The following is a 16,358-nucleotide window of genomic DNA, read 5'->3' on the forward strand; positions in this document are numbered from 1 at the left end:
GGCTATTCCATTGATTTAGCATAAGGCAATAAGTGACTAATTAATTGCTTACTTACTAAGCATAGAGTGAAATATCAAAAGCGGTAACTTAGTTGCATTGCAAACAAGCGCCAATACCGTTCAGGATTGTTGGTTCGAGTGGGGTTTAGGTCTCGAACAGGGGGAAGCATTGAGGTTCCTACAAACCAATGATGTTCCAGTTTTAGCTGAAAATTGCGATGGAAATTCCACGTTGCTCCAATGGTAAAATCTTCGAGATCGCGTAAGTTGGTTTCAATGTCATCATCAATAAAATGGCTGTTATCGTAGCGAGCGAGCAAATTCCACTGCTGATTTACAATGAAAATACCTTGCAGATAATAGGCATTCATATCGATGCTGCCATCAAATATTGGCGCTAAGGGTTTAGCAGCATCGTTTTTTCCTTCAGCATAAGTACCGCCACGTCGCATGGTAAATTCACCCGTTAGCTCGTAGCGCTGTTGCGAATACTGTAGCGAGGCAATGTACTGATCGGTATCAATAGTGAAATCGAAAGGTAAACGCACCGGACTTGCCGGTGGTGCCAAATCTATCGAGTCTTTTAAGTGCATTTTTAAACGACGATACTCTAGGCCCATGTACCAATTGGCGTTGGGGCGAGCTGAAAAGTGTATTGAACTATTCCACTCACTTTCAAAAGTGCCACCTTGGTCTTGTCCAAAAAAGCGCCGACTAAAGCTTTCATCAAAGGCTTCTTTACCAATGGATGCCGCGAATGTGTATTGTTGGCCACTTAGGGTGAAATAGTCTAAATCTAGTCTTACGCCATCGGCCCTTAAACTTTGTTCTTTAAGGATATGCGGGTAAACCGATAGCGGCAGTACAATACTGGGGCGAGTAAAAGGCACGTCTCGGGTTTCACCATAAATCCCGTTGGAAATTTTGAAACGGCCAAACTTAAAGCCAACTTCCCAGTCTTCGTTTGTAGGAACTTTGTAGTTAAGGCTTAAATAATCTACATCTAAACCAGATTCGAACCAATCGCCGCTCTCTTGGGCAATCACTAATCCTGAAACAGACCAATTTGGGTTGATATACCAAAAGCCTCGAAGACCTGCTTCGAACAATGGGCCACTATCACCGGAGTTATAACCGTAATAATTGTTTGCGTTTACGTCGATATAGCTGGCAGACACAAAGCCGCCCCAAGAGAGTTTACCTTTAGCCTGAGCGGGAAGAATGACAACGCTTAAGCTAGTCAACAATAGTAGAATGAAGTTCTTCATTGCTCACCTCTTGGCTGGTGTATCCTATAGCGTTGGGATTATTTTTTATGGTGTCTAACATTTCTTGTTCAGAGTTCACGATGGTTGGAGCAATAGCGGTACCCGTGTAAATTTGGCGTTCCCAAATTCGGGTTAGCTGATAGGGAAACAATTTGAGCGCGTCTAAACAAAACTGTTTATGTAACTCGTTGTTGTCATCCATAACGACCAGTTCGATGATTTGACCATCAGGCCAGTTTTTTTGTCTTAGTGAGAAAATGGCACGGATCTGCTTAGCACTTAGCTCAGCCAGTTGGCTTGAGTGAGTAAGTAGCCACACCTCGGCATGAATGGGTATGCTAATACTGACTAAAGAGAATAACGCAACAATTTTAACAGCAATCGCCTGCCGTTTTAAAAACTGAGATAATTTGCGCCAATAAATTACAATCATAGCCTTCCGTGGTTAGCTCATAACTATTGTGTTAAAGATTATGTCTTTAAATATAGGCTAATTTTTTCAATAAGTTAAGCTAAATGATTTTTTGTTTAGCATTGTTTAAATATCCAACAGGAAGTCTTGGCTTGTTAATGTTTTTATTAGAATTATCAATAGAAAGGGTGTTTCTTAAGTTAAATGTTATCTCATAATTATGTAATATATTTGAATGACATTACATTTTATGTGGTTAGTGCTTTCAGCTAAAACTGCCGTTTAGTTTGTTTCATGTCTATGCCTTCAGTCTTAAAGCTCTTTATCGAGCTAGATCATTGTTCAATTAATTAATCCTAGGCTTGTCATATTCTTAGCGTTTATCATCTTGGCTAAACCAAACTTAGGGGAATTCGATGGCGGGTCACAGTAAATGGGCCAATATAAAACACCGTAAAGCTGCTCAAGATGCTAAACGCGGTAAAGTGTTTACTAAGTTTATTCGAGAGCTAACAGTAGCTGCTAGAGAGGGAGGCTCTGATCCCGATGCTAACCCTAGACTTCGTGCCGCTATTGATAAGTCTTTGTCGAACAATATGACGCGCGACACCATTAATCGTGCAGTACAACGAGGTGCTGGTGAACTCGACGGGCAACAGTTGGAAACTGTAATCTACGAAGGCTATGGACCTGGAGGGACAGCGGTTTTAGTAGAAACAATGACTGATAATCGCAATCGCACCGTATCAAGTGTTCGACATGCTTTTTCCAAAAGCGGTGGCAACCTTGGCACCGATGGTAGCGTTTCATATCTTTTTGAAAAGAAAGGGGTGATATCCTACCCAGCAGGCAGTGACGAAGACGCAATTATGGAGGTGGCTTTGGAAGCTGGTGCCGATGATGTACTCAGCCACGATGATGGAAGCGTTGATGTGTATACGAGCCCAGAGGAGTTTGGAGGAGTTAAGGATGCGCTAGATGCCTCTGGTATCGTGGCTATTAACTCTGAGGTTACCATGGTCGCATCAACACAGGCCGAGCTAGACGAAAACACTGCACCTAAGCTGCTGCGGCTAATAGACATGCTAGAAGACGATGACGATGTTCAAGAAGTCTATCACAACGGCGGGATATCCGATGATGTTGCAGCGCAGCTTTAATTAACCGTGAGCATTATTTTAGGCATTGATCCCGGCTCGCGGATCACCGGATACGGACTTGTTAAGCAAGCCCATGGGCGAATAGAGTATTTGGGTAGTGGTTGTATTCGAACCAATGAAAAAGCCTTACCGCTCAGGTTAAAACAAATCCACGCTGGAGTGAGTGAAATTATCACCCAATTCTCGCCCGACGAGTTTGCCATAGAACAAGTTTTTATGGCCAAGAATGCTGATTCAGCGTTAAAACTTGGTCAAGCTCGTGGTGCGGCGATTGTATCCGCGGTAAGCCAAGACTTGCCTGTGGCAGAGTACTCGGCACGGCAAATAAAACAAGCAGTGGTAGGAACCGGAGCTGCAGATAAATCACAAGTTCAACACATGGTGACCCAACTTCTAAACTTGTCGGCAAGCCCACAAGCAGACGCTGCTGATGCCCTTGCTGTCGCTTTATGTCATTGCCATACCAGACAAAGCTTAATTGGTATGGCGGGCAAAGTCCGAGGTACTGTGAGGCGTCGACTACGTTAATTTATTGTATGAAAAAACAACAGTCAGAAGTTTTTTTTGAATTATTCTGCGTAACTAATTGAAACCACCAAGTTTGACCCAATATATTGCTGATAGAGATTATTAGCTAAGGTAAAGAGGACGACATGACCTTAGAGCGTTCAGAACGTTTCGAAATTCCCGTATTACCGCTGCGCGACGTGGTGGTGTATCCGCACATGGTTATTCCATTGTTTGTTGGTCGTGAAAAATCTATCCGTTGCTTAGAAAGTGCGATGACCCAAGACAAGCAAGTATTGCTGGTGGCTCAAAAGGACGCAAGCAATGACGACCCACAGGTTGATGACCTATACACAGTAGGTACCGTTGCTAATATTCTTCAATTACTTAAGCTGCCTGATGGTACCGTTAAAGTACTGGTAGAAGGTAGTCAGCGCGCTAAGCTCGAGCAAATTGTTCAAGAAGAAGAGTACTATGTAGCTGCCGCTGAGTATGTAGTATCAGCACAGCCCGATGAAAAAGAGCAAGAAGTAATGGTGCGCTCTGCCATTAGCCAGTTTGAAGGCTACATCAAGCTAAACAAGAAGATTCCGCCTGAAGTGCTTACTTCTGTTTCTGGCATTGATGATGCAGCGCGTTTAGCCGACACCATGGCTGCTCACATGCCGCTCAAGTTAGAAGACAAACAGTCGGTGCTTGAAATTGCCAGTATTCCAGAACGTCTTGAATACCTAATGGCAATGATGGAGTCCGAAATCGATTTGCTACACGTTGAGAAAAAGATCCGCGGACGTGTGAAAAAGCAAATGGAAAAAAGCCAGCGTGAGTATTACTTAAACGAGCAAATGAAGGCCATCCAAAAAGAATTGGGTGAGTCGGAAGATGGTCAAGACGAATTTGAGCAGCTCTCTCAACGCATCGATGAAGCCAAAATGCCTGAAGAGGCAAAAGAGAAAACGCTTGCCGAACTCAACAAGCTTAAAATGATGTCGCCGATGTCGGCAGAAGCTACAGTGGTGCGCGGCTATGTTGATTGGATGCTTAGTGTTCCTTGGGTTAAACGCTCGAAAGTGAAGCGTGATTTAGCCAAAGCTGAGCAGGTGCTTAATCAAGACCACTACGGTTTAGAGAAAGTAAAAGAACGTATTTTGGAATACTTGGCAGTGCAAAGCCGAGTCAACAAACTTAAAGGTCCTATCCTTTGTTTGGTAGGTCCTCCAGGTGTAGGTAAAACTTCACTGGGCCAATCTATCGCCAAATCAACCGGACGTAAGTACGTACGTATGGCCTTAGGTGGCGTGCGTGATGAAGCTGAGATTCGCGGGCACCGTAGAACGTATATTGGTTCAATGCCGGGTAAGCTGATTCAAAAAATGTCTAAAGTGGCGGTGAAAAACCCGCTGTTCTTGCTTGATGAAATTGACAAGATGGCGTCTGATATGCGCGGCGACCCTGCCTCTGCATTGTTAGAAGTATTAGACCCAGAGCAAAACAATAGCTTTAACGATCATTACCTTGAAGTCGATTACGACTTATCAGATGTAATGTTTGTTGCTACCTCAAACTCAATGAATATTCCTGGTCCATTGCTTGACCGTATGGAAGTGATTCGTTTGTCGGGCTATACCGAAGACGAAAAACTCAATATTGCTAAACAGCACTTAATTAGCAAACAGATCAAGCGCAATGGCTTGAAAGAGCACGAAATAGTTATCGAAGACAGCGCTATCATTGGCATTATTCGTTACTACACCCGTGAAGCTGGTGTGCGTAGCTTAGAGCGTGAAATCTCAAAGTTGTGTCGCAAAGCAGTGAAAGAAATTTTGCTAAACAAAGACACCAAGAAAGTAGAAATACGCCAAGATAACCTCAGTGAGTACCTTGGTGTGCAGCGTTGTGATTATGGCAAAGCCGATGAGAACAACCGTGTTGGTATGGTAACAGGCCTTGCTTGGACTGAAGTGGGCGGTGACTTGTTAACTATCGAAACAGCATCGGTGCCAGGTAAAGGTAAACTTAGCTATACCGGTTCTCTTGGTGATGTGATGCAAGAATCTATTCAAGCAGCCATGACTGTGGTTAGAGCTCGCGCGGATAAGTGGCGCATTAACAGCGACTTCTATGAGAAACGTGATATTCACGTACACGTACCGGAAGGTGCAACACCAAAAGATGGTCCAAGTGCCGGTATTGCAATGTGTACTGCTTTAGTTTCTAGCCTAACCGGTAATCCGGTAAAAGCTGAAGTCGCGATGACCGGTGAAATTACCTTACGTGGTGAAGTATTGCCGATTGGTGGCTTGAAAGAGAAGCTATTGGCTGCGCATCGTGGTGGAATTAAAACCGTTCTTATTCCACAAGAAAATGAACGTGATTTAGAAGAGATACCAGAAAATGTTATTGGCGACCTTAAAATCATTCCAGTTCGCTGGATTGAGCAGGTTCTGGAAGCGGCTTTAGAGCAAAATCCTGAAGGCTTTGAAGTAAAAGCTTGAGTCAATGCAAATAAACGATATTCAATCGTGAAATAGTACTTGCCAGCCTTGTTCAAGGGCTATAGCCTAAGGCTGGCAAGGAAGCCGTTGATAACAATATTGATGGTATATTTTAACTAAATGTAGACTGACGAACCTCATTCTGAGCCGCGATTATTAGGGAAGCTTCCCTGCGGTGAGAAGAAAAGGAATAACAACAAGGGGAACCAATTGTGAATAAAGCTCAACTCGTAGACAAAATCGCTGAAGGCGCTGACATTTCTAAGGCCGCTGCAGGTCGTGCGCTGGATTCTTTCATTGACGCGATTTCAGACACACTTAAAGAAGGCGACAACGTTGCTTTGGTAGGTTTCGGTACTTTCCAAGTTAAAGAACGTTCAGCCCGTACTGGTCGTAACCCTCAGACTGGTGCAGAGATCCAAATTGCCGCTGCTAACGTACCGTCGTTTAAAGCAGGTAAAGCGTTAAAAGACGCTGTAAACTAACTGTCAGACGCAATTGCGATCTGTCAAAGGCGCATCCATTCGATGCGCTTTTTCATTATTTAATGTGGTAAAGAGTAATTAAGCATGTTGGAAAAGCTCCGTGAAGGAAGCCAAGGTCCGGTAGCCAAAATCATCCTAGGTTTGGTCATATTATCTTTCGCTCTGGCTGGTGTAGGTAGCTACATCGCAAGCCCTAGTGAGCAATTAGCCGCTGAAGTTAATGGTGAGTCCATTAGCCGTGCAGAGTTTGATCAAGCTTATCAAAACGAGCGTGCCCGCTTAGAAAGCCAGTTTGGTGCTGCGTTTAATCAACTAGCCGCCGACCCAAGCTACATGGCCCAGTTTAGAAGCAACGTATTAGACCGAATGATTGGCGAGCGCTTGTTAGACCAAGCTGCAGAAAGCTACGGTTTACGCGTAAGCGACGCGCAAGTTAAATCACAAATTTTAGGCATGCAAGAATTCCAAGTTGATGGTCGTTTTGATAACGAGCGTTACTTAGCTGTTCTTTACCGCGCTAACCTCCAACCTGCTCAATTTCGCGATATGATTCGCAACGACTTAACCCGTCGTCAATTGCAGCAAGCTTTGTTAGGTAGTGAGTTTGCGCTACCAAGTGAAGCTGAGTTGCTGGTTAAGCTAAATCAACAAACTCGTGACGTGCGCTACGTTACGGTTCCTGTTGCTAAGTTTGCTAACCAAGAAGCGCCAAGCGAAGAAGACTTACTGGCTTACTACGAAGAACGTAAAAACACTTTCCGTACTGAAGAGTCGGTAGATGTTGAGTACATCGTAGTTGACGCAGAGAAAATTGCTGCAAGCATAGAAGTTAGCGAAGAAGATATTCAACAATTTTACGATGCAAATCAGTTAACTTATTCACAACCAGAGAAGCGTAAAGTTGCCCACATTTTGGTTGCTGATGAAGCTAAAGCTGAAGAGCTGTTAGCTAAAATCAATCAAGGTGAAGAATTTGCGACGCTAGCCGCTGCTGAATCTGAAGATACTTTTAGTGGTCAGGAAGGTGGTGAACTAGATTGGTTTGAAAGTGGCGTAATGGCTCCTGAGTTCGATGCTGCTTCATTCGCACTTGTTAATAACGGTGACGTAAGTGAAGTTGTTAAAACTGAGTTTGGTTATCACCTGATTAAATTGCTAGATGTTCAAGAATCTCAAGCACAGCCTTTAGAAGAAGTGAAAGAGCAAATTAGTCAGCGTCTGCAACAAGAACAAGCACAAGATGCGTTCTATGAGCAAGCTCAGCGACTTGCTGAAGTATCTTTCGAAATTCCTGATTCATTAGTTGATGTTGCTAGCGAAACGGGCTTAGAAGTCGAAACTGTTAAAGGATTAACTCGCGCTAGTGCCAATGGTGCCTTAGGCGAGCCTCAGGTCATTAATCAACTATTTAACTTAGACTTCATCGCTGAAGGCTTAAATAGTGATGCAATCCAGTTGTCGGACAACAGTTCAATTGTTGTTCGTGTTATGGCTCACCAAGCTTCAGAAGTGAAACCTTATGAAGAGGTTAAAGCACAAATTAACACTGCACTTACTCAGTCTCGTTCAACAAAGGCCGCACAAGATTATGCAGATAGCCTAATTGCTGCGCTTGAGAGTGGTGAAGGCATAGATGCTTTGTTGTATGAGCAGCAACTTAAACTGGATTCTAAGTTTAAGGTAGCTCGCGATAGCCAAGATTTTGAGCCTCAAGTGGTGCGCCATTTATTTATGATGGCAAAACCTTCAGAGCAAAAAGTAGCGAGTCGCATTACTACCATGAGCGGTGACCAACTGGTTATTCAATTAACAGCAGTTAACGAAGCAGAAACCGTTGATGCCAGTGAAACTAATCAATGGTTACAACAACTTAGCAATGTTAAAACTGAAGCTAGTTATCAAGTATTGATTGATGTCTTAAAAAGCAAAGCAGAAATCCAAAACTTGTTGTAAGCTTAGTGCTTACGTAAGATACTGAAAAAAGGACGTTTTACGTCCTTTTTTAGTTTTGGAGAAACAATGTGAAAAAATCCATTGTGCTGCTTATAGCACTTCTTGGTATCGGTTTAGGCGTAACATCTTTTGTTTACTTTGCTTATCCAGAGTTGGTTGGCATAGAGCCTGAGCTTAAAGTAAATCCTATTGTAGGTACTTGGGAAGCAGAGCATGATTTTTATGGCAAGAAAGAACGCCTTGTATTCTCAGAAGATGGCCAAGTTAAATCTGGCAGTCGGGTAGCGACCAAATACAAGATAAATGGCAATCGCGTGGTAGTGACCTCAGCGGATAAAGTGATTGAATACCGCATTTCAAAAGATGGTCAAACATTGGATGCATACTTGCCAAGAGCAGGGCGTATTCGTTATCAAAGAATTAATTAAAAAAGCCCTTAACAGCAACTATTAAGGGCTTATGTGGTTGTTAAGCTAGTATTTAGTCTAAGGTTACCACTTCAAACGGCACTGCTGTTGCAACATCTTCTTCGTAATCAACACCATCAACGCCGAAGCCAAATAGCTTCAAAAACTCCGCTTTATAATATTCGTAGTCAGTATGTTCTTTCAGGTTCTCGGTGGTAATTTGTGGCCATAGATCAACACAAGCTTGTTGAATATCTTCACGTAATTCCCAATCATCTAAACGTAGACGATTCTGCTCATCTACAGGCGCTTGTTCACCTTCTAGGTACAAACGTTCATTGAATAAACGATAGATTTGCTCCATACAGCCTTCGTGCAAACCTTGTTCTTTCATGATTTTGAAAACCATCGAGATGTATAAAGGCATTACGGGAATCGCAGAACTAGCTTGAGTGACAACACTCTTAAGCACTGCAACGTTGGCTGAGCCTTGCTTACTGCTTAGTTTTTCATTCAGTGCTGTCGCTGCACGATCTAGATCCATTTTCGCTTTACCTAAAGCGCCATCCCAATAGATTGGCCAAGTTAGCGCGGTGCCGATGTAACTATAGGCAACAGTTTTACAACCTTCAGCTAGCACGCCGGCTTCATCTAAGGCTTTAATCCAAAGTTCCCAGTCCTCACCGCCCATTACCGTTACCGTATCAGCGATTTCTTGCTCGGTTGCAGGCTCCACGCTCGCTTCGATAATGGTATCTTTATTGGTATCAACAGCTGTTGCTGTGTAAGTTTCACCGATAGGTTTTAAGCTAGAGCGAATCAGTTCCCCACTATCCGGTAATTTACGAACTGGAGAGGCGAGCGAATAAACCACAAGGTCAATCTGTCCAAGATCTTGTTTAATTAAGTCAACAGCGGCTTGTTTTGCTTGATGTGAGAATGCGTCACCATTGATACTTTTAGCATAAAGGCCGGCTTCATGCGCTTTTTGGTCAAATGCAGCAGCATTGTACCAACCTGCAGTACCAGGTTTCTTTTCAGTGGCAGGCTTTTCGAAAAACACGCCAATAGTTGCGGCATCGCTACCAAAAGCTGCCGCGATGCGCGATGACAAACCATATCCGCTTGAAGAACCAACCACCAATACTCGCTTAGGGCCATTACTTACTTTGCCTTGCTGTTTGGTGTAATCGATTTGCTCTTGTACATTAGCCGCACAGCCTACTGGGTGAGTGGTAGTACAGATAAAGCCTCGGATCTTGGGTTTGATGATCATACTAATTCCTTTAAGGTGTCCGATAATGAGGCGCTGAATACATGATTGTTATAGCGCTAAAAAATGCAGTGATTCTAGCATGTTTACCGTTAAAGTTGCATTTAGCCTAGCTGATCAGAGCAGTTAAATAGGGAGGAATTGAGTTTTATTGTGTCGTTAGTTTATAGACCCTAGCTTAGGTGATGTAAATTTATTATCAAAAGAACTATACATTATCTTATTTAGGTAGTATCAATAACATAACGCGATAAAAAAATAAGACTCAAGACACTTAAGGGAATAAGGGTTAAGCTTTTGAAAAGTAAAATATTGCCGACCAGCATTAAAGGAAAGGTGGTTGGATTACCCACCAGTAAAACCACCCAGCATGCTGCTAAAAAGAAAGCTGCAGAGATTGCCAAGCACTATGAAACCTATTTTCATCCACTTGTTGCGCTCAGCGACGAAGATGTAGAAAGTGTCTATCACCTTCGTCACGATGTTTATTGTGAAGAGTTAGGCTTTGAGCCGGTTAACCCGCAAAAAGTAGAACGCGATGAATTTGACGATTACTCCGACTATTGCTTAGTGCGACACAAGTCTTCAAATACCTATGCTAGTACCGTACGAGTTGTGGCCCCGTCAGGCGAGCAATTACTACCTCTGGAAAAATATTGCGAAGGTGCTATTACCGATGAGGAATTACATCCGCAAAATTTTGCTCGAGAAGACGTTTGTGAAATATCCCGTTTAGCATTAAGAGCAACATTTAGACGACGTAAAGCCGACAAGTTTAAAGACTCAGCGGTGGGCGGGATTAACATCAACGAGCTCTATGAAGAAGAGCTGCGCTGCTTTCCTTTTATCACTGCCAGTATGTATCTAGCCGCTACAGTGTTGGTAGAGCGCCATAATATTAAACATGCTTATGTGATGATGGAGCCTCGCTTAGCTCGAAGCACCGCGCTGTTGGGCATTAAATTTCAACAAATTGGCCCTGTTGTTGAGTACCATGGACAACGCGCGCCATATTATATTACTGCTGAAAAGATCCGCAGTGATTTACCCATTACCTTAAGACCATTAATGGATATGATCGAGCGCGAAGTTAACGCTTCTCTTTCTATGTCACAAGTGGTGGGTGCGCAAGAAAGTATTCTGTATCGTGGTAATTCTTAATACCTTCCGCTACTTACGAAAGGCATTTTGATAGGCATTTATCAGTCGTTGACTCAGCTCGTGTTCGGGCTGAGTGAAGAACTCTTCGGTATGCTTAAACTCTACGGCTTTGCCTTGCTGCATCACTAGTACTTTGTCTGAAAAGTGTCGAACTAACCCCAAGTCATTGGATACAAAGATATAGCTGATTGCAAATCGTTGCTGAAGCTCTAGTAATAGGTTAATGATTTGGGCTCTCACCGAGACATCAAGGGCTGCAATGCTTTCATCAATAACAATGATTTTGGGGCTTAAAATTAAAGCTCTAGCAACCGCAATACGCTGTTTCTGACCACTAGATAGCATACTGGGAAAAAACTCGGCATGCTCTTCTAATAAACCCACTAATTTTAAGGTAGCAATTACCTTTTGCTGCTGCTCTTGTTGTGACAGCGCAGTATTTAGAATAAGTGGCGCAGACAAAATTCGACCGATGTTAGAACGCGGGTTGAGCGAGCTATTTGGGTCTTGAAATATCATTCTGATTAAGCGGCACCTGCGGGTGTAGTCGCCAAACTTTAAAGCCTCGCCGTTAACAAAAATATCCCCGTTACTCGGTTTGTTGATGCCCGCCAATACTTTTGCCAAGCTAGATTTACCTGAACCTGATTCACCAATTATCGCTAAGCTTTCACCCATGTTTAGCTCGAAACTTATGTCATCGATGGCTGCAAAACGTTGTCTGCTCAACCAACCTTTGTGAACATAAACGTGTTGAGATAAGTTTTTTACGTGCAGCAAATTAGCCATTGTTGCTTACCTTTTTCTCTAAGTTTAAAGGGTAGTGGCAAGCATATTGATGACCTTTCACCTTTTTAAGTTTGGGTTGAGTAACACATTTTCGCTGCGCTTTCGGGCAACGCGGGCCAAGTCGACAGCCAATCGGCAAGTGTTGTAAAGCGGGAATTGAGCCGGGTAGGCCAGGCAAAAACGCTTTGCGTTCAAAAGGTTTATTAAATTGTGGTGCTGAGCTAAGTAAAGCTGAGGTATAAGGGTGCCTTGAACTTCCTACCACTTGGTCAGAACGACCCACTTCTACCATTTGGCCGCAATAAATTACGCTGATGGTATCTGCTAAGTCGGACAGTGTGTTTAAGTCATGACTAATTAACAAAATGGCGGTGTTGTTTAGTTTATTCAGTTTGTGTAATAAGCGTAATATTTGGCTGGCTGTGGTCACTTCCATGGCTGTAGTTGGCTCATCGGCAACTAATAGCTTAGGCTGCCCTGCAATGGCCATGGCAATCATAACTTTTTGGCAAAGCCCATCCGATAGCTCATAAGGGTAGCTGCGCATTACCTTGTGGTGATCTTTAACACCTACTTTATGTAGTAAGGCTTGCGCTTGCTTTTTTCGCCACTGGAAACGTCGCCAAAATCCGCCTTTAATATTGTGGCAGGGAATGGCTTCCTCAATTTGTTTACCAACCTCTTCTGAGGGGTCTAAACAAGAGCTAGGCTCTTGAAATATCATCGCAATTTCATGACCTAGCACTTTGCGCCGCTGGCGGGTAGTTAAGGACATTAGGTCAACGTCACCCAAGCGCATGCGGTCGGCTTTGATAGTCCAGCTGGGTTTCGTTACCCCTAACAATGCTTTGGCAATCAAGCTTTTGCCTGAACCAGACTCACCGACTAAGGCCTTGATTTCCCCCTCTGCCATGGTAAGGCTCACTCGGTCTACCGCTTTAACTATTCCTGCTGGTGTGTTGATTTCAATAGTTAGGTTGCGAATATCTAGTAAAGCCATTAGTCGACTCCTTGAATCATCGCTTGGCGTAAACCTTCACCTACCATATTCACACTAAGAATACTGGTCATGATGACGAAGCCGGGTAGGGTCACTGTCCAAGGTGCAGAAAAGAGTAAATCTTTACTTCCACCTAACATGGCGCCCCATTCTGGCAATGGCGCCTGAGCTCCAATGCCAATAAATCCAAGGGCGGTAATATCGATAAGTGATGAAGAAAAGCTGCGACTAATTTGAAATACAATTGAGTCAGCAATATTAGGGAGCACGCCATTTTTCAAAATACGGTAGTTGGTAGCACCATCTAGGCGAATCGCCGTAATGTACTCCTTTTGAATTTCGCTTGAAACGGCAATATAGGTAAAACGAATAAACTGCGGTATCTGCGCTAGGGCAATCGCTATCAATGTATTCTCTAAGCCGGTTCCGAGAAAAGACACCACCATAATTGCAATTAGCAGTGAAGGAATCGATAACGCGGTATCCATCACGTGGTGTAGCACGCTCGATTTAATCCCACGGCTCATGCCAGAAAGAATGCCAACGGGAATACCAATTAAAGCGGCAAGCGTTACTACAATAAAGCCGCCACCAAAGGTTAATTGGCACCCATAGATTAAGCGGCTGAGTAAATCTCTGCCTAGGTCATCAGTGCCTAAAAAGTTGTCTACATGGCCCTGCTGATTCCAAGATGGAGGCTGTAATAAGTTGTCACCTTGATAATCCAGTGGGTAGGGCGCAATCAGCGGCCCGAACAAGGCCAGCACTAAAAAGCCAAGTAACACCCAAAAACCAACCATAGCAACAGAGTTGTCTCTAAAACGGATCAGTACCTGCTGCAAGGCACTGGAAATAGTCGTTTCAGAAAATACATTAGTGCTGAGCATAAACTTCTCTTCGACGCAGTGGGTGGATGAGTGCGGTAAACAAATCGGTTAAAACAAAGGTGATAATCACTAAGGTTGCTACAGCTAACATGCCACCTTGAATGGCAATGTAGTCTTGCTGATAGATGCTTGAAATTAACCAACGCCCAATGCCCGGCCAAGCAAATACCACTTCTAGCACCATTGCCATAGTTAGCACGTTGCCAAATTGCAAACCTAAGCTAGGAAGAATAGGGGGGAGCGCGTTGTGTAAGGCATGGCGAGTGACTATTTGCCATTTTGACAAGCCCTTTGTAGCGGCGGCTTTAATGTAGTTTTCACTCATTACTTTAGCCATAGAGTTGGATAGCTGGCGAATAACCTCTGTAGTGGGCACCACAGCCAGTACTAGGGTTGGCAAAGCTAAGTGGCTTAATATGCTCATAAGCGCTGGCCAGCGGGCTTGAGGCTCTAACCACATCACGTCAATAATGCCAAAGCCTGTCACTTGTGGGATTTCTAATAGCAAGTCATAACGTCCTGATACGGGGAACCAGCCCAGCATTAAGGAGGAGTTCATAACTAAGAGTAGCGCAAGCCAAAAAACCGGAATGCTGTAACCCACCATTGTCACACTTAGAATTAGGTTTCTAATCCAGTGTTGATGGTAAATTCCTGCTAAGGTACCTAGCGGTATCCCAATAATAAACGACAGCAAAAAAGCAGAAAAACAAAGCTCTAAGGTGGCAGGGAGAAAACTCACCAGTTCATCAAATACCGGCTTGCCGCTAATGCTGGATACACCCAAGTCACCATTGATATTTTGCAAAACAAACAATGCGTATTGTTTAAACCAAAAATCATCGGACTCAACTAACAGGTTTTGATTCTGCTGAAAAATAAAAGCAATCAAGTTGATGATTAAAAAAGTAATCACCAGTAGGTTAATGCGTCGAATCAAATATCGGAGCATGGCTTACTTCCTATAGGCGTTGTTGAACGAAACGCCTCCAAATGGGTTCCAAGTAATACCGTGAACGCTGTCATTATAGGAATACATTTTTAATGCATGGGTTAAAGGTAAAATAGGCACATCTTGTTCGATTATTTTTTGGATTTTGTAATAGTTTCTTACTCGGTCGGCAAGGCGCGGAGAAGCGGTTGCAGCATTGAGTAGCTGTTCAAAGTGGCCATTACACCAACGGCTAAAATTATACCCTTGTTCTACCGCATCACATGAAAATTGCTGTCTGAAAAAGTCGTCGGGGTCACTGTTATCGGTAGACCAGCCAACCAATAATAAATCGTAGTTTACTTCTGGCGCGCGCAAATAACGGCGTAATACTTGCCAATCTAACAAGCGCACGTTGACTTGATAGCCATCATTCACTAAATCGTTTCGGATTAATTCAGCCGTTTTTCGTGGTTGTGGGTTATAGCTTTTAGCCTCATTTAATACCCACAACTCTATGGGTTGTTGCTTGGCTTTTTCAATGTAGGGGTAAACCAAGTGGTCTTGCTCTGGTGAGCGAGATTGATGGCGGTAAGCCCAAGAAGAAGGAGAAAGAACGCCGTTGGCAATGTCTGCCGTTGATAAATAGACCGAGTCTAGAATCCGCTGCTTATTTACCAGCCCAGCTACATTTCGGCGAATTCGTACATCGGCAAAAGGAGGCTTTTGAGTATTGAATGCTAAGTAAGAAACATTGAGTCCAGCCTGCACGGAGACTAACAGTTCTTCGCGGGCTTTAAGCACTTCAAGTTGGTTTGCTGCGGGCTGCGCCATAATATCGCATTGACCAGTTAGCAACTTGGCTAAGCGAATAGAAGAGGTTGGTGTTATATCAAATACCAACTGCTGCATCGGAGGCGCACCACGCCAGTGTAACCAATGGCGGTAGTATCGAATAAAGTGGTCTTTACGCTGGTTAACGTAATAAAACGGCCCGCTGCCAATGGGCAGTTGATCGAGCAGCCCAAGTTGGTTTGATTGGCTGAGTTTATCGGCATACTCAGCTGAAAGAATTACTGCATAGTCGCTGGCTAGGTTTGCTAAAAATGCCGCATCTGGTCGCTTTAACTCAAATTCGACACTGCTATCAGACAATTTAGTGAGTTTACGAATGTTGCTGCCAAAGCCGATATTATTGAAAAAGGGATAATCGCCGTTAGCCAAGATGTAAAGTGGATGTTCGGGATCTAGAATGCGTTCAAAGCTTAGCATCACATCATCGGCATTTAAGTTGCGCGATGGGCTAAAGTAATCGGTTTTATGAAAATGAATACCTTGGCGTAAATAGAAACGATAACGCAGCCCGTCTTCGCTTACCTGCCAGTTATTAGCAACACCGCCAACCAGTTGCTGAGTAATTGGATCAACTTCAACTAAGCGGTCATAAAGGTGTCGCGATGTCACCGCAATCGCATTGATTGAGCTTTCAAGTTGTGGATTAAAAGTATGCGGTGCGGTTTCGGTACAATAGACTAAACCAAGCTTTTTTACGTCTTTTTGCTGGTCACAGCCAAGTAGCAAAAAAGCCAGACACATCACTGTGCCAATTGAGAATGCATTCATGAGAAGC

The 16,358-nt window shown here is 43.6% G+C and carries 15 protein-coding genes; 7 read left to right on the forward strand and 8 right to left on the reverse strand.

The genetic code is table 11. The features are described 5' to 3' along the window. Positions 1 to 74: 74 nt before the first annotated feature. Positions 75 to 1,268, reverse strand: a complete 1,194-nt coding sequence (locus tag OV592_RS08960) for a hypothetical protein (RefSeq protein ID WP_406611143.1) — start codon at positions 1,266 to 1,268, stop codon at positions 75 to 77. Continuing rightward, positions 1,237 to 1,701 (reverse strand): hypothetical protein, encoded by a 465-nt coding sequence (locus OV592_RS08965; protein WP_406611144.1) that lies wholly within the window; start codon positions 1,699 to 1,701, stop codon positions 1,237 to 1,239. The genes OV592_RS08960 and OV592_RS08965 overlap by 32 nt, the downstream gene beginning before the upstream one ends. A gap of 395 nt (positions 1,702 to 2,096) precedes the next feature. Here OV592_RS08965 and OV592_RS08970 point away from each other — a divergent pair, with 395 nt between their 5' ends. From OV592_RS08970 to OV592_RS08995, 6 genes are all read left to right on the forward strand, one after another. Continuing rightward, positions 2,097 to 2,840, forward strand: a complete 744-nt coding sequence (locus OV592_RS08970; RefSeq protein WP_406611146.1) for a YebC/PmpR family DNA-binding transcriptional regulator — start codon at positions 2,097 to 2,099, stop codon at positions 2,838 to 2,840. Positions 2,841 to 2,846: 6 nt separating this feature from the next. Then, positions 2,847 to 3,368 carry a crossover junction endodeoxyribonuclease RuvC gene (gene ruvC / locus OV592_RS08975; protein ID WP_016402626.1) on the forward strand — a complete coding sequence of 174 codons (522 nt, stop codon included), beginning with the start codon at positions 2,847 to 2,849 and terminating at the stop codon, positions 3,366 to 3,368. Positions 3,369 to 3,493: 125 nt separating this feature from the next. Continuing rightward, the gene (gene lon / locus OV592_RS08980) at positions 3,494 to 5,842 is read left to right on the forward strand and encodes an endopeptidase La (RefSeq protein WP_406611147.1); all 2,349 of its coding nucleotides are present in this window, start codon (positions 3,494 to 3,496) and stop codon (positions 5,840 to 5,842) included. Positions 5,843 to 6,054: 212 nt separating this feature from the next. Beyond that, positions 6,055 to 6,327, forward strand: a complete 273-nt coding sequence (hupB, locus tag OV592_RS08985; RefSeq protein ID WP_016402624.1) for a nucleoid-associated protein HU-beta — start codon at positions 6,055 to 6,057, stop codon at positions 6,325 to 6,327. Positions 6,328 to 6,411: 84 nt separating this feature from the next. Further along, complete coding sequence (locus OV592_RS08990) at positions 6,412 to 8,280, forward strand: SurA N-terminal domain-containing protein (RefSeq protein ID WP_338625771.1); 1,869 nt, start codon at positions 6,412 to 6,414, stop codon at positions 8,278 to 8,280. Positions 8,281 to 8,348: 68 nt separating this feature from the next. Then, entirely contained in the window at positions 8,349 to 8,708 is a 360-nt protein-coding gene (locus tag OV592_RS08995; RefSeq protein ID WP_016402622.1) for a DUF2850 domain-containing protein, read from the forward strand. 52 nt (positions 8,709 to 8,760) lie between these two features. Here OV592_RS08995 and fabV read toward each other — a convergent pair whose 3' ends face one another. Next, positions 8,761 to 9,963 (reverse strand): enoyl-ACP reductase FabV, encoded by a 1,203-nt coding sequence (fabV, locus tag OV592_RS09000; RefSeq protein WP_406611148.1) that lies wholly within the window; start codon positions 9,961 to 9,963, stop codon positions 8,761 to 8,763. Between the two features lie 294 nt (positions 9,964 to 10,257). Here fabV and OV592_RS09005 point away from each other — a divergent pair, with 294 nt between their 5' ends. Continuing rightward, positions 10,258 to 11,121, forward strand: coding sequence for a PEP-CTERM/exosortase system-associated acyltransferase (locus OV592_RS09005; protein ID WP_227981214.1), 864 nt, complete (start codon positions 10,258 to 10,260; stop codon positions 11,119 to 11,121). 9 nt (positions 11,122 to 11,130) lie between these two features. Here OV592_RS09005 and OV592_RS09010 read toward each other — a convergent pair whose 3' ends face one another. The 5 genes from OV592_RS09010 to OV592_RS09030 are packed head-to-tail and all read right to left on the reverse strand — an operon-like array spanning position 11,131 to position 16,351. Continuing rightward, positions 11,131 to 11,910 (reverse strand): ATP-binding cassette domain-containing protein, encoded by a 780-nt coding sequence (locus OV592_RS09010; protein WP_016402618.1) that lies wholly within the window; start codon positions 11,908 to 11,910, stop codon positions 11,131 to 11,133. Beyond that, the gene (locus OV592_RS09015) at positions 11,903 to 12,910 is read right to left on the reverse strand and encodes an oligopeptide/dipeptide ABC transporter ATP-binding protein (RefSeq protein WP_016402617.1); all 1,008 of its coding nucleotides are present in this window, start codon (positions 12,908 to 12,910) and stop codon (positions 11,903 to 11,905) included. The genes OV592_RS09010 and OV592_RS09015 overlap by 8 nt, the downstream gene beginning before the upstream one ends. Continuing rightward, positions 12,910 to 13,797: an ABC transporter permease subunit gene (locus tag OV592_RS09020; protein ID WP_152781047.1), complete on the reverse strand. Its 888-nt coding sequence runs from the start codon at positions 13,795 to 13,797 to the stop codon at positions 12,910 to 12,912. Before OV592_RS09020 ends, OV592_RS09015 begins: the two co-directional genes overlap by 1 nt. Next, the gene (locus tag OV592_RS09025; RefSeq protein ID WP_016402615.1) at positions 13,784 to 14,749 is read right to left on the reverse strand and encodes an ABC transporter permease subunit; all 966 of its coding nucleotides are present in this window, start codon (positions 14,747 to 14,749) and stop codon (positions 13,784 to 13,786) included. Before OV592_RS09025 ends, OV592_RS09020 begins: the two co-directional genes overlap by 14 nt. A gap of 3 nt (positions 14,750 to 14,752) precedes the next feature. Next, complete coding sequence (locus tag OV592_RS09030; RefSeq protein WP_406611149.1) at positions 14,753 to 16,351, reverse strand: ABC transporter substrate-binding protein; 1,599 nt, start codon at positions 16,349 to 16,351, stop codon at positions 14,753 to 14,755. Positions 16,352 to 16,358: the final 7 nt, after the last annotated feature.

Origin of the sequence: Agarivorans sp. JK6, from assembly GCF_045277145.1 — a bacterium.
GTDB classification, from domain to species: Bacteria; Pseudomonadota; Gammaproteobacteria; order Enterobacterales; family Celerinatantimonadaceae; genus Agarivorans; species Agarivorans albus.